The sequence below is a fragment of the Bacillus sp. BACIII genome, assembly GCF_057836745.1.
On the sequence record NZ_CM174437.1, the window covers coordinates 552,024 to 565,153 of the forward strand.

The 13,130-nt window shown below is 44.6% G+C and carries 18 protein-coding genes and 1 tRNA gene; 12 read left to right on the forward strand and 7 right to left on the reverse strand.

Features of this window, described 5'->3' with window-relative positions; genetic code table 11:
- Nucleotides 1-49: 49 nt before the first annotated feature.
- Complete coding sequence (locus ACXN9U_RS02975) at nt 50-514, reverse strand: endolytic transglycosylase MltG (RefSeq protein WP_060964754.1); 465 nt, start codon at nt 512-514, stop codon at nt 50-52.
- Nucleotides 511-864: a hypothetical protein gene (locus ACXN9U_RS02980; protein WP_016938950.1), complete on the reverse strand. Its 354-nt coding sequence runs from the start codon at nt 862-864 to the stop codon at nt 511-513. Before ACXN9U_RS02980 ends, ACXN9U_RS02975 begins: the two co-directional genes overlap by 4 nt.
- Before the next feature lie 347 nt (nt 865-1,211).
- Here ACXN9U_RS02980 and rpmG point away from each other — a divergent pair, with 347 nt between their 5' ends.
- The 3 genes from rpmG (at nt 1,212) to ACXN9U_RS02995 (ending at nt 2,230) form a co-directional block, all read left to right on the forward strand.
- On the forward strand, nt 1,212-1,361 hold the full coding sequence (gene rpmG, locus ACXN9U_RS02985; protein ID WP_003153056.1) for a 50S ribosomal protein L33: 150 nt from the start codon (nt 1,212-1,214) through the stop codon (nt 1,359-1,361).
- A 78-nt stretch (nt 1,362-1,439) separates the two neighbouring features.
- Nucleotides 1,440-1,994: a 5-formyltetrahydrofolate cyclo-ligase gene (locus ACXN9U_RS02990; protein ID WP_489202147.1), complete on the forward strand. Its 555-nt coding sequence runs from the start codon at nt 1,440-1,442 to the stop codon at nt 1,992-1,994.
- Between the two features lie 62 nt (nt 1,995-2,056).
- A complete protein-coding gene (locus ACXN9U_RS02995) occupies nt 2,057-2,230 on the forward strand; it encodes a hypothetical protein (RefSeq protein WP_101605444.1) in 174 nt (57 codons plus the stop codon).
- A 77-nt stretch (nt 2,231-2,307) separates the two neighbouring features.
- Here the strand turns inward: ACXN9U_RS02995 and nhaC are convergent, their stop codons facing one another.
- Nucleotides 2,308-3,672: a Na+/H+ antiporter NhaC gene (nhaC, locus tag ACXN9U_RS03000; protein WP_489202148.1), complete on the reverse strand. Its 1,365-nt coding sequence runs from the start codon at nt 3,670-3,672 to the stop codon at nt 2,308-2,310.
- 209 nt (nt 3,673-3,881) lie between these two features.
- Here nhaC and ACXN9U_RS03005 point away from each other — a divergent pair, with 209 nt between their 5' ends.
- The 5 genes from ACXN9U_RS03005 (at nt 3,882) to ACXN9U_RS03025 (ending at nt 7,710) form a co-directional block, all read left to right on the forward strand.
- Complete coding sequence (locus ACXN9U_RS03005; RefSeq protein WP_235588381.1) at nt 3,882-4,094, forward strand: YqgQ family protein; 213 nt, start codon at nt 3,882-3,884, stop codon at nt 4,092-4,094.
- 18 nt (nt 4,095-4,112) lie between these two features.
- Nucleotides 4,113-5,075 carry a glucose kinase GlcK gene (glcK, locus tag ACXN9U_RS03010; RefSeq protein WP_489202149.1) on the forward strand — a complete coding sequence of 321 codons (963 nt, stop codon included), beginning with the start codon at nt 4,113-4,115 and terminating at the stop codon, nt 5,073-5,075.
- A gap of 80 nt (nt 5,076-5,155) precedes the next feature.
- On the forward strand, nt 5,156-6,280 hold the full coding sequence (locus tag ACXN9U_RS03015) for a M14 family metallopeptidase (RefSeq protein ID WP_489202150.1): 1,125 nt from the start codon (nt 5,156-5,158) through the stop codon (nt 6,278-6,280).
- A gap of 72 nt (nt 6,281-6,352) precedes the next feature.
- Nucleotides 6,353-7,390 carry a YqgU-like beta propeller domain-containing protein gene (locus ACXN9U_RS03020; RefSeq protein ID WP_489202151.1) on the forward strand — a complete coding sequence of 346 codons (1,038 nt, stop codon included), beginning with the start codon at nt 6,353-6,355 and terminating at the stop codon, nt 7,388-7,390.
- A 5-nt stretch (nt 7,391-7,395) separates the two neighbouring features.
- The gene (locus ACXN9U_RS03025; RefSeq protein WP_060964759.1) at nt 7,396-7,710 is read left to right on the forward strand and encodes an MTH1187 family thiamine-binding protein; all 315 of its coding nucleotides are present in this window, start codon (nt 7,396-7,398) and stop codon (nt 7,708-7,710) included.
- 33 nt (nt 7,711-7,743) lie between these two features.
- On the opposite strand, the gene ACXN9U_RS03030 is transcribed toward ACXN9U_RS03025, so the two are convergent.
- A complete protein-coding gene (locus ACXN9U_RS03030; protein WP_003153076.1) occupies nt 7,744-7,917 on the reverse strand; it encodes a DUF2759 domain-containing protein in 174 nt (57 codons plus the stop codon).
- 154 nt (nt 7,918-8,071) lie between these two features.
- On the opposite strand from ACXN9U_RS03030, the gene ACXN9U_RS03035 reads away from it, so the two are divergent.
- Nucleotides 8,072-8,710 carry an MBL fold metallo-hydrolase gene (locus ACXN9U_RS03035; RefSeq protein ID WP_016938959.1) on the forward strand — a complete coding sequence of 213 codons (639 nt, stop codon included), beginning with the start codon at nt 8,072-8,074 and terminating at the stop codon, nt 8,708-8,710.
- A 39-nt stretch (nt 8,711-8,749) separates the two neighbouring features.
- On the opposite strand, the gene ACXN9U_RS03040 is transcribed toward ACXN9U_RS03035, so the two are convergent.
- A complete protein-coding gene (locus ACXN9U_RS03040) occupies nt 8,750-8,995 on the reverse strand; it encodes a DUF2626 domain-containing protein (protein ID WP_003153078.1) in 246 nt (81 codons plus the stop codon).
- Nucleotides 8,996-9,231: 236 nt separating this feature from the next.
- On the opposite strand from ACXN9U_RS03040, the gene ACXN9U_RS03045 reads away from it, so the two are divergent.
- Entirely contained in the window at nt 9,232-9,612 is a 381-nt protein-coding gene (locus ACXN9U_RS03045; RefSeq protein WP_060964760.1) for a Spx/MgsR family RNA polymerase-binding regulatory protein, read from the forward strand.
- 64 nt (nt 9,613-9,676) lie between these two features.
- Here ACXN9U_RS03045 and ACXN9U_RS03050 read toward each other — a convergent pair.
- Nucleotides 9,677-9,747: transfer RNA gene (locus ACXN9U_RS03050), tRNA-Gln, on the reverse strand.
- 73 nt (nt 9,748-9,820) lie between these two features.
- On the opposite strand from ACXN9U_RS03050, the gene ACXN9U_RS03055 reads away from it, so the two are divergent.
- Nucleotides 9,821-10,651, forward strand: a complete 831-nt coding sequence (locus ACXN9U_RS03055; protein ID WP_060964761.1) for an STAS domain-containing protein — start codon at nt 9,821-9,823, stop codon at nt 10,649-10,651.
- Between the two features lie 37 nt (nt 10,652-10,688).
- On the opposite strand, the gene ACXN9U_RS03060 is transcribed toward ACXN9U_RS03055, so the two are convergent.
- Nucleotides 10,689-11,990, reverse strand: a complete 1,302-nt coding sequence (locus tag ACXN9U_RS03060; RefSeq protein ID WP_060964762.1) for a hemolysin family protein — start codon at nt 11,988-11,990, stop codon at nt 10,689-10,691.
- A gap of 145 nt (nt 11,991-12,135) precedes the next feature.
- Between ACXN9U_RS03060 and ACXN9U_RS03065 the strand changes: the two genes are divergently transcribed.
- On the forward strand, nt 12,136-13,086 hold the full coding sequence (locus ACXN9U_RS03065) for a magnesium transporter CorA family protein (protein ID WP_060964763.1): 951 nt from the start codon (nt 12,136-12,138) through the stop codon (nt 13,084-13,086).
- The last annotated feature ends 44 nt before the right edge of the window (nt 13,087-13,130 follow it).

Genomic DNA, 13,130 nt, shown 5'->3' on the forward strand with positions numbered 1-13,130 from the left:
AAAAAGCCTGCCGGCCGTATCCATGAATGGACGATGCCTGCAAGCTTTTTTAGCGGGTTAATGTTTTGACGATTTTTTTGAAGCTCATATCTGAGTCGACTTTGAAATGGCCGGCGCGGATTTCTTTGTGGTAGCCTGCGTCGATTACGTAATCATTAAAGTCCTTCGCTGAAGGAATAATTCCTTCTTTTTCAAGGATGGATGACACATCAGCCGTGCTCATTCCGTCTTTGATCGTCAGTTTGTATGTGACCTTTTTCTTTTTGGCGTCCGTGTTTTGATCGTTGTTTAACGATTTTTCTTTAGCGTCAAGCAGTTTTTGATAGTCATCCCGTTTGACGGAGACTTTTTGCTGAGAGTCGAGGTAGCTGTTTACTTCTTTTTCTGTCAATGCTGTTTTTTCAGTTTTAACGGCAGCTGCCCGGTCATGGTCAGTCAAATAGAAGACAGCGGCGAGGACGGCCGTCGCTAAAATCATACCTGCTGCAAAAGCCTGAATGCCCCGTTTTGTCATACGAGCACCTTCTCATTATCTTTAATAATGGTATTGACATCCTCGACAGACACGTGTTCCGCTTTTGCGATGGCTTCGGCAGACATCCCGTTGTTATATTTTGAAATGATTTGTTTGGCGATTTTTTGGTTAATGCCGCTGCTTTTGGTTTTGCGGATGACGAGGTTGGTTTCCAGCAATTCTTCTTCAAGCACCGTCATTTTCTTTTTTAACTTGTAAATTTCCTGCATGGCGGAAAGCTGAAGCGTTTCAAGCTCCTGTTCCACGTCTTTCATCGGATCTCTTTGAGAATATGAGAATGCAATAAGCGCTATACTGACGATAAACAACGCAATAATAGCAATTTCCACGTTTCATCACCTTCTATTATTAATTTGCCCTTCTTTTTTATACCATAAAACGCCGCCATTCTAAAGGAAATAGAGAAAAAAACAGAATTTTGTCGGAAAATCTTTTTTATTCGGGGGGCAAACGGATATTTCTCTATAGATTTCGCATATGAAAGCCCTTTTTTGTCCTGTTTCGTCATTTTTTGTATGCGTCTTGCGCAAGGCCATTCAGAGGATCAGAAACATAAACTGATGTTTTCTGCATTTAAACAACATTTCATGTAAATCAGCTCTAGCATTCCGTGCATTATAGTGGTATTATGTATAAGTCTGAATAAGTAAATGATATTTAGTTTGGAGGGAAAATAATGCGCGTTAATATTACTTTGGCTTGCACTGAATGTGGTGAGCGTAACTATATTTCTAAAAAGAACAAACGCAACAATCCGGACCGCGTTGAATTTAAAAAATATTGCCCACGTGATAAAAAATCTACGTTACACCGTGAAACAAAATAAGCTGTTTCAAACGGCGGAAAAAGCTGGAGCTTTCAATAAAGTTCTGGCTTTTTTGTCTTTCAGGGAGGTTTGAGAAACGTGAAAGCACAAATCAGAACCGATATAAAAGCAAAGCTTTCCGGCATAACAGAAAGTGAATGGGAGGCAAAAAGCCGCAGCATGCACAAAACGCTGTTTTCTTTAAAAGAATGGAAACAAGCCCGCATGATTGCCGTCACCATCTCGAAACGCTTGGAAATTCCGACACGGCCGATTATTGAACAGGCTTGGAAAGAGGGAAAACAAGTCTGTATCCCGAAATGCTTCCCCCAGACGGGAGCGATGGAATTCCGTACATATTCTGCTGATGATCAGCTGGAAACCGTATATGCCGGTCTCAGTGAACCGATCGAAAGCCTGACTGAAAAAGCGGCTCAAAAAGACATTGATCTTGTTATTGTGCCCGGTGTGGCTTTTGACCGGGAAGGCTTCAGAATCGGATACGGCGGCGGATATTATGATCGGTTTCTGACAGGTTATGAAGGCCGTACCGTGTCGCTTCTCTTCGACTGCCAGCTGACAGACCGCATTCCCCGCATGCCCCACGATATCCCGGTCGATATGATCGTGACTGAATCTGAAACCATCGCATAAAAAACTTCTTGCACCCGAATAATTCTCGCTGTTTGACAAACGATAGGGGCAGGAGGGATAAAATGAAAAAATTGTTGATCTACTCATTATGCGCCGTATCTGTTTTAGCCGTTTACCAAAACCGCTACCGTCTGATGAACACCGTGCTCAGCCAGCCAGGGATCAGACGGCCATTTATTCATTTCTTTTTAAAAATACCGTTTATCAGAAATAAGTTCATTCAGCAGGCCTTTTAAACAAATCCCGTTTTTTCAGCGGGATTTTTCGCATGAAAAAAACCTGCCTGTAATGACGGCAGGTTTTTCTCGTAATATCAGTTTTTTTTCAGGAAACCGAGAAGGATTGAAATGATCGGTGAAATGTACAGGAAAAAGGTAAACGGCAGGTAGTCGATGACAGAAACCCCTAACGCGCTTGCCATGAAAGCGCCGCTTACTCCCCAAGGAATCAGCGGATTGATTAATGTTCCGCCGTCCTCAATCGATCGTGCAAGGTGAAGCCGCTTAATGCTGAGCTTGTCATATAAAGGTTTATAAGACTGACCCGGAATTAAGATCGACAAGTATTGCTCGCCTGTCGCAAGGTTTACGCCAATGCTTGAGAAGACGGTCGCCATGACAAGACGTCCTTTCGTATGCACGCCTTTTATCAATCCTTGAAGCAGCGCTGCGATCAGGCCTGTTTTTTCCATCAGGCCGCCGAGCGCAAAGGCGATCATGATCAGAGAGACTGACCCCATCATGGATTGGAGTCCGCCTCTGTTGATAATGCTGGCTACAGCCTGGTCGCCGGTTTTAAAAGCCGTGCCGCTTTGCAGGGCGGATATAAATCCTTGAATACTGCTGTCAGGAATAAAAACGGCAGTCAGAAGCCCTGCGGAAATAATACCGGCGGTAAGCACCGGAATAACAGAAACCCGTCTGACCGCCAAAATGATCACCAAAAGAGGTGAAAGAAGCGACCAAGGCGTAACGTGCACGGCCTCTTTAATTCCGGAAATGACCGCCTCAATATTTTGCGTTGAAGCGGCATTTATTGAAACGGATGAACCGAGAATATAAAAAAGAACGATTGTGATCAAAAGGGCTGGAACGGTCGTGCCCATCATATGGCGGATATGCTTAAAAATCGGAATTTCGCCGATACCGGCGGCAAAATTCGTCGTGTCGGACATCGGTGACATTTTATCACCGAAACAGGCCCCGCAAATGACTGCTCCCGCCGTCCATTCGAGCGGAACTCCCGCCGCGCTTGCCACCCCTAACAGCGCGACGCCGATTGTACTGACAGTTGTCAGACTTGAGCCGACAAGCGTGCTGATAATCATACATGAAAATAATGCGGTCAATAGCAGCTGACTCGGCTGTATAATCGATAAAGCGTAAACAGTGACGGCGGGAATGGCCCCGCTGTACATCCAAGCACCAATCAGCACACCGATCAAAGCCAGCACGATAATCGGCTGTACACCGTTTTTCAATCCGTTGACAATTCCTTTTTCAAGACTGCCCCACGAGAAACCGAGCCCTAAACCTGCCAGAGACAGAATAATGACACAAAAAAACAGCGGCATATGCGGCTCCGTATGAAAGAAAAACAGGCAGGAAATAATGACTGCTAACATTAAAACAAATAAACCGATGGCTGAAATGAATGTCAGCCTTTTTTCTTGTTTCAAAACAACACCCCATCAAACTTTAATCCTTTTGTGCTTTTGGGCACGAAAGTATTGTAACAGAAAAACGCATAAATGAGTGTTTTTTTACAATTATGAATATAGATTTTACCAAAAAGACACAAGGATATTTTATCCAATTGTTTTTTGCTTGACGCCTGCTTTAGAGATGAAATACGCTTATACTGAGAAGAAAAGAAATGGTGAAAAAGATGAATTCATTTTATGACGTACAGCAGCTGTTTAAGTCATTCGGACATATCGTGTATTTCGGTGACAGACAAGCTGAAATTGACTTTATGAAAGATGAATTAAAGGAAATGTATTTGTCAAACGTGATTGAAAGAGACTTATGGCTGAAGGCCTCCGGAGTTCTACAGCAGGAATCAGAGAGGATCAAAGGAAGAGACAACAGCAGGATTTAATAAGAAAAGGAGATCATTATGGAAGAGACATGGTTTGCGGGGATTGATCTTGGCGGAACAACTATCAAGCTGGCCTTTATCAATATGTACGGTGAAATCCAGCATAAATGGGAGGTTCCGACCGATAAATCAGGAAACACTATAACGGTCACGATTGCAAAAGCGCTTGACCAGAAGCTGGAAGAATTGAACAAGCCGAAACGAATCTTGAAATGGATCGGCATGGGAGCGCCCGGACCCGTGGAAATAGCGACGGGGATGGTTTATGAGACGACTAATATGGGATGGAAAAACTATCCTTTGAAAGACCATCTTGAGGCGGAAACGGGTATTCCGGCCGTTATTGAAAACGATGCCAATATCGCGGCGCTCGGAGAAATGTGGAAAGGCGCAGGTGACGGAGCCAAAGATGTCATTTTAGTGACGCTCGGAACCGGTGTCGGCGGAGGCATCATCGTCAACGGCGAAATCGTTCACGGTAAAAACGGGGCCGGCGGAGAAATCGGTCATATTTGCAGCATTCCCGAAGGCGGAGCTCCGTGCAACTGCGGAAAATCCGGGTGTATCGAAACGATTGCGTCCGCAACCGGCATCGTCCGCATCGCAAAAGAAAAACTTGCGTCGGTTTCCGACTCTTCACTCTTGCAGGTGCGTGATCTGACAGCACGTGACGTGTTCGATGCGGCAAAACAGCAGGATAAAACTGCGCTTGAAGTCGTTGATTATGTCGCAAAACATTTAGGCCTCGTGCTCGGAAATCTGGCAAGCGCTATGAATCCGACGAAAATCGTGCTCGGCGGAGGCGTGTCTAAAGCAGGCGAAATACTGCGGTCAAAAGTGGAAGAGACCTTCAAAATCACCGCGTTCCCGCGTTCTGCGGAAGCGGCCGATATTTCGATTGCGGCACTGGGAAATGACGCCGGAGTCATTGGCGGAGCGTGGATTGCCAAAAATGAATGGCTTAAATATCAGAACTGCTGAGAAAGTCTGCCTGCCCATATAGCGGGCGGCTTTCTTTTTTTATCTCCCCTGTCATATAGTTTTAAAAAAGGGGGATGAACATGGCGGGAATTCGTGTCAAACCTGAAATAAAAAGGCATATGAAAGATGTCGCACAGGTGCTTTCAATTGATGAAAAACTGTTGGAAGACGCCAATAAAACGGCGGAAAGCGATGAATTATTTTGTCCCGGCTTCCTCGTGAGCGGTCAGCCACAATGTCCGATAGAAACGCTTAGCGGGCTTTCGCAATACATCCGGCACTGTGAAAGCGTTCTTTCCGCTGATCAATGGGTGAAGGAAGAAAAGGTGTACGGCGCTCAGTTGCTCTATGAAGAAATTGAGAAAATAATCGATGTCTTTCCATTTGTCACGTGCCGTAAAATCGGCAGTTCCGTTTTGGGAAAACCGCTCTATGAGCTGAGAATAGGCGCGGATACGGCCGAGAGAAACGTGCATGTAAACGCCTCTTTTCATGCCAATGAATGGATTACCACGTCGGTTGCGATTAAATGGTGCAAAGAATATTGCGCGGCATTATGCGAAAATAAAACCGTTTTCGGACATTCCGCCATTGATATATTCAGCCGGACATCCTTATCATTCGTTCCGCTCGTAAATCCCGACGGTGTGGATCTCGTACTTTACGGATGTGCAGATTTATCAGAAAAAAATGAATTTCTCAACGGATTAAATGAGCACCGCCCGGATTTCCGCGAATGGAAGGCGAATATAAACGGCGTTGATTTAAATAAACATTTCCCATCGAATTGGGAGATTGAACAGAGGCGCAAACCGAAGGCTCCCTCGTACCGTGATTTTCCGGGCACGGCGCCGCTCACTGAACCGGAGGCGCAGGCGATGCACCGGCTGATAACGGAGCAGCCGCCTGACAGGCTGATCGCGCTTCATACACAGGGAGAAGAGATTTATTGGGGGTACGAAGGATGTGAACCGGAGCAATCATCTGAGGTCATCCGGGAGTTTGAAGCGATAAGCGGAAACCGCTATCAAGGTGTAAAAACCATTGACAGCCATGCCGGTTTCAGGGATTGGTTTATACAGCAATACGGAAAAGAGGGCTATACCGTTGAGCTCGGAAAGGGAAAAAATCCTTTGCCTTTTCATCAGTTTTCTGATATCTATCAAGCGACGGAAGGAATATTGTGGAGGGCGCTTATTTTTTGAGACATCTGTGAAATTTCTCATTTGTTTATATTAACAAATATGGGACAATAGAAAAGAATGGAGGGAAGGCTGGTGAGATACTTGTGTTGTGTTCTGCTGTCCGCATTCGTTCTGTGTTTAGCGGCCTGTGAACCATCTCATCAGCAGCCTGACACAGACGTCTCAGCAAAAGCAGCAGAACAGAAAATCGTTCCGCTCAGTAAAAATGAAGCGGAGAAAACGGAAGGATGGCTGGATAACAGGACCATTTTGTATACAGCACATGATCAGCTGATGAAATATGACCTTTTCAGCGGAAAATCCGAACGGCTCTACGAAACAAAGGGCCATATTGTCAATGTAAAGATCAGCCTGAAAAAAAAGCTGATTCTCGTTCAGGTGACAAACAGCGGACAGACTGAGCTTGTGCTCATGAACAAGCAGGGGAAAAGACTTTATCACAAAGCCTTTAATTCTTATGAGCTGGAGACGGCTTGGAATCCATATGACCCGTACAAAATGATGATTACCGTTTTTTCTGAAACATGGGACTTCACAACCTATACAGCCGATATGAAACACGGCATTTTAAAAATAAGTCCCGTTCAGGCCCCTTTTGTCCATTGGATGTCCTCCGATGAATTTCAATATATTAAGCAAGGAAAAACGGAGGAAGAGGGCCCTTTATATTCCTATGATCTGGAGACGGCAAAAGAAAAAAGAGTGCTTCAGCATGTCATCTGGGCAGATTCCCGCCCGGGTATGACGCTTGCCGTCAGACAAGCGGATAAACCGGACGGCGACGGCGAGTTCCTTTTCCAAAAGCCGGCATCCGTGACACACCGTTTTCCTCTTCAAAAAAAGTATGAGAGCTTTGCGCCGATGGAATATGATTACGATCAGACCCACAAGCGGTTTTACACGTTTAAGCCGGAGGGCCGGTTATACAGGCTGATCAGCTTTGACTTGGGGGACAAACGGGAGCGGACGGTGCTTAACAATACGGAAATGGAACCGATTCAGATCTCTCCGAACGGGGAATACGCTTTATACGGCTTTACGTATGACCGGCTGATATCTCTGAAAACAGGACTGACAGAACCAATCATAACAAATGAAAAAGGAGTTTGAATCAAATGCCAATTGCAGATGTGACAATCATTCCGATCGGAACAAAAACACCGAGCGTCAGTGAGTATGTAGCGGATGTGCAAAAGATTTTGGAAGGCTACAAAGCAGCCGGCAAAATCAAATTTCAGCTCACACCGATGAACACTTTGATTGAAGGAGAGCTGAGCGACTTGTTCGCGGTCATTCAGGAGATTCACGAAGCCCCGTTCCAAAAAGGGCTGCACAGAGTGGCGACCAATATCCGCATTGATGACAGGCGTGATAAAGAAACGACGCTGGAGAGCAAAATCAAAAGTGTCAGCAAACATTTGCAGCAATAAAAAATAAGCCTGTATCCTAATGGATACAGGCTTTTAATGTGCAGTCGGATAGCCGCTTGTAACAACGGTCATGACGGTAAACCAGCCGAACACGCCCAGTGTGGCGGCGGCTAACAAAAATCCCAGGATATTTCTCTGTCTGACAGCCCGCAGGACTCCTAACACAGCTAATAATGCGACAAGGCCGAAGATTACAACAAGTAACATCATGCTCCCCCTTTGTCATTGGAACCTGAAAATCTTTCCATTTTATTTTAACCGTTTTCATTTTGTTTGTCGATAGTGTTTTCCCAGCCGCATTCATTGAATCTTCGGCAGAAAACCTTCATAATAAGGGCATATACATAAAGAGGTGATGAAAGTGAAATGGAGACGAATGCCGGCCGGTCCGATTCAGGCAAACGCATATTTCCTCGTCAGTGAGGATCAATCCTGTCTGATTTTCGATCCGGGCGGGGAAGCGGACAAACTCAACAATTACATAAAAGAAAACAATTTGAAGCCGCTTGCGATCTTGCTGACGCACGCCCATTTTGACCATATCGGCGCGCTTGACGAGGTAAGAGACAGATGGGATGTTCCCGTATATCTTCACAAAAATGAAGAAAAGTGGCTGGAGGACTCTTCCTTAAACGGATCAGGCATATTGCGCGGCATTGCTGTCACGGCACGGCCCGCCGATCGGCTGATTGAAGGCGACGGCATATTGGACATCGGTCCTTTCCATTTGGAGACGCTGTTTACGCCGGGTCATTCACCTGGAAGCGTTTCTTATTATGTGAAGGACGCTGATTTGGTGATTTCAGGCGATGTTCTCTTTCAGGGAGGCATCGGCCGGACGGATTTACATGGAGGAAATCAAGACGTATTGCTTGATTCCATCCATCAAAAACTGCTCACGCTTCCCGGGCATACACTTGTGTTAAGCGGTCACGGCGCGGAAACGGACATCCAGACAGAGCAGGAGCGAAATCCGTTTATTAATGGATTTTCATTGTAAACGAAAAAAGACAGACCGTAATCGGTCTGTCTTTTTCAGTCAGTGGGTTCCGCCGCCCGGTGTCATAATAAAAATAGAGTAATATGTAAATCCGGCGAAAAATACGGTTAAGTACGCTCCGAAAATATAAATATACATCCGCTCAGTCAGATTCAAATAAGAAAGAAATACGAAAAAGATCGTCTGTCCAAAAAACAAAAGAGATGCGTCTTTCATGCCGCCTAAAAAAAACATGACTGCAAAAATCCCCGTCCAAAATCCTAACACCCGGAACATGCGATTCATTCCTTATCCCCTCCCGAGAGTCTATCTGAAGTTTATTATAATAGATCGGCAGTTAAAATGTAAACATTTTCATGATTATATTTATTGTGGAATTTATGTCTTTCCCTGTGTTTTATATCTTATGCCGTTCTCTAAAAAAGATCCGAAAAATCTTTTTGAAATACGTTTAGTGAAAAAAAGTTCAGGGTACTTATGTTAACAAAGAGACGGATTATCCGAGGGAGGAATTTTTAAAAATGAAAGAACTTATTTTTTATTCATACCCGAGCTGCACATCTTGCCGAAAAACGAAACATTGGTTAAAAGCCCACAATATTGACTTTCAAGAGCGCCACCTATTCAGGGAGACACCGTCAATTGATGAATTGAAGCAAATCTTATCCTTAACAACCGAAGGAATTGATGAAATATTAGCGACGAGGAGCCAAACATTTAAAAACCTCAACCTGAACATTGAAGAAATGACTGTAAATGAAGTGCTGAAGCTTTTGACTGAAAATCCGAAGCTGCTGCGGCGTCCGATCCTGATCGATCGCAAAAAGCTCGTTATCGGATATAATCCAGGAGAATTGATGAAGCTGACGAAGAAAAAAACGGTGCATCAATCTGTATCATAAGAAAAAAACGAAGATCCGCTGATCAAACATCATCAGCTAATCTTCGTTTTTTGCGGTTCCAGGACTGGGCTAGCTGGATTCGAACCAACGATCACGGAGTCAAAGTCCATTGCCTTACCGCTTGGCTATAGCCCATCGAATGCTAATTACAGTATGTGCATCCGGCGCCGGTTTATACATACAAGTCAGATTTGAATGGAGGAAACCCGTGAAACATTTAAATGAAGTATTATCTCAAGTATTAATTGAAGAATCAGGCGAAATCATACGTCAATGGCTGCTCATCCCCGAACCGGGGCGGCCTTCAGAGGATCAGAAAGCGGAAACGCAGCAGCGCCTGTTAATTGAAATCGTTGCTGGCATTTTATCAGGGAAAGACGGCGGAGAAGAGGAGCTGACAAAGTGGGCGCTGCAGTTTGCAAGAGACCGGGCCGTGCATGAAGTCCCTGTCTATGAAAGCGTCGCAAGCTTTAAAGAATTCCGGAGATTGGTCTGGAACCGCATACAGACATGCAGTGAAACGATGTCTGAGAAGCCTGATACAAATGCGGTATTTACATGGGGAGAGAAGCTGAACAAAGCAATTGACCATATGATTGAAGTATTTACAGAGGAATATCATAAAGTGACAATAACGCAATTAAACGCCCAAAAAGAAATGATTAACGAACTAAGCGCGCCGATTATGCCGATTGCCGACGGTATTGGAATTTTGCCGCTTGTCGGCGAAATTGACACTTACCGGGCAAAAATGATTTTGGAATCGGTGCTTGACCAATGTTCTTCGCTCCGGCTTTCTTATTTATTTCTAGATATATCAGGTGTGCCGATTGTGGATACGATGGTCGCTTATCAAATTTTTAAAGTGATTGACAGCACAAAACTTCTTGGCATAGAAACGACAATCTCAGGCATCCGGCCGGAAATCGCCCAAACCGTCGTGAAGCTCGGCATCGACTTTTCTCATGTGAAAACGGAGCAGAGTCTGGCGAAGGCGCTGGCAAAAAACGGTTTTGTCGTAAAAGAATCATTAAGATGATATAAAGCTGAATGGCCGAGGGGGATTCCCCCCTCAGCTATTCAGCTTTGTCAGCTTCAATCGTAATGATATGATGGCTGTCGATTTCTTTTACCGTAAATGTGTACCCTTCAAAATCAATGGTGCTTCCGGGTTTTGCATCAATATGCTGAGTAAGGAACCAGCCCCCGAGTGTATCGACTTGATCAGCCGTAATCTCAGTTCCGAGTACGTCATTGACGTCACTGATCAGCAATTTGGCGTTCAGAAGATAACGGCTGTCTCCAAGCTTTTGAACAGAAGGTGTCTCATCCGTATCAAATTCGTCCCGGATCTCGCCGACGATCTCTTCAATGATGTCTTCCACGGTTACTAATCCCGCGGTTCCGCCGTACTCATCAATGAGAATGGCCATATGGGCGTGTTCCCGCTGCATTTTTACGAACAATTGATAAATCGGGATCGTCTCAATCACGTGGATGGCCGGCTGAATGTAAGGGCTGAGCTCGTGTTTTGTAAACGATGCCCCTTCAGACAGGAATCTGAATAAAACTTCTTTTATATTGATGATGCCGACAACATGATCTTTATCTCCCTTTACGACAGGATAACGGGTATATTTATTTGTTTTGATAATGTCGCGGAGCATATGTCCTGAACCGCTGTCTAACGGCAGGCTCACCATTTCATTCCGCGGCACCATGATTTCTTTCGCTGTGCGCTTATCAAATGTAAAAATGTTATTTACGTAATGCAGCTCGCTTTTTTTAATCATGCCGCTTCGGTAGCTTTCGGCAAGCAGCACCCGCAATTCTTCTTCCGTATAAGCCATTTCATGTTCTGAAGCCGGCTTCAAGCCGAACAGGGCTGTAATCAGGCGGGCGGAATGATTAAGCAGCCAGATGAACGGAAACATTAACTTATAAAACAAAATGATCGGTCTGGCAAACAAAAGCGTAATCCGCTCGGCTTTTTGAATGGCAAAACTTTTCGGCGCGAGTTCACCGATGACAACATTCACATATGTAACAAGCAGAAATGCGATAATCAGTGAAAGTACATGGGAAACCGCTTCATGAAGCCCGGTTTTTAAAAATAACGGCTGAAGCATTGCTTTGACTGTCGGTTCACCAAGCCAGCCGAGTCCCAAGGCGGTTACGGTGATGCCCAATTGGCACGCCGATAAATATTCATCAAGGTGTGTAATGACATGCTTGGCTGCTTTTGCCCCTTTCACACCTTCCTGAATGAGCTGATTGATGCGGGAGCGCCTTGCTTTAACGATTGAAAACTCGATGGCGACAAAACACGCCGTTAATAAAATAAATAGTACGATGGCAGTCAGTTTGATGATATACAATGTAACGCCTTCCGCGAAGGAAGGCTTGCACCTCCCTTTTTTCGGAATAATACCACTCTGGAAAGCTGCTCAAACATCAAACCTGGTTTAGCCTGCTTCATTTACGGTAATTAAAAAAGAAAGCGAAACTGGAGGCTGACAAGAGATGAAGGTACATTCAGGGACGGACTGGTTTTGGTACCAGCTCGGTCCGCATGAAAAAGCAGAAGCAAAAAAAATGATCCACCACAATCACTGGCCGCAATGCGAAAAGTGGTTTGAACATGAAAATCATATAAACTTTCTGCGCGCAGATACAAATGATCAGAATAATGAAGCGGTTTTCGGCTCTTTAATCTATCATCAAGGATTAGATGATGAAAAAAACCATACCGTATTTCACTTTTATATTACGAGAGACTTCTTTTTTACGATTAATTTTGATTTTTCGCTGCTGCGCGGTGTAAAAGAAAAGCATGCCACACAGCAGATTCAAACCTGTGAAAATCCGATTGAAGGCTTTTTTGTTCTGCTGGGAGAGCTGATGAATTCCTATCTGATCGGACTGGATGAATTTGAAGTCAAGCAGCGGACGCTGAAATGGCAGATTCATGATGACAACAGCAAAGGAATCTTGGAAAACGTGCATAAGCTGCGCCACGAGCTGTTCATTTGGAAAGGCCTGATACTGGGGGCTAAAAAAGTGGAAATGGCTTTAAAAGAAGCGTTTCTTCCGAAAAATGACAGGCAAAAAGATTACCTCAGGGCTCATCAAAAGATGGAAAGAGGGATTACATATATCAATGAGTTCGATCAGGAGCTGAGCAATCTGCTGCATGCCGAGGAAGTCATTACCTCTCAAAGAGGAAATGAAATTGTAAAAGCATTGACGATCTTTACAACTCTCTTTACACCGATGACGGCGCTTGGCGCTCTCTGGGGGATGAACTTTGATAATATGCCGGAGCTTCATTGGAAATATTCGTATATTTGTTCCATCGTGATTATTATCGTATCAACCCTGCTGATTTACATTTATCTGCGGCAGAAGGGCTGGACAGGGGATATTCTGCGGGAGAATCAAAAGAAATATTTGCGGAAAGAAAAGAAACGCTAAGAAGAGCAGGCACACGCCTGCTTTTTTGGCGGCCGAAAATGACT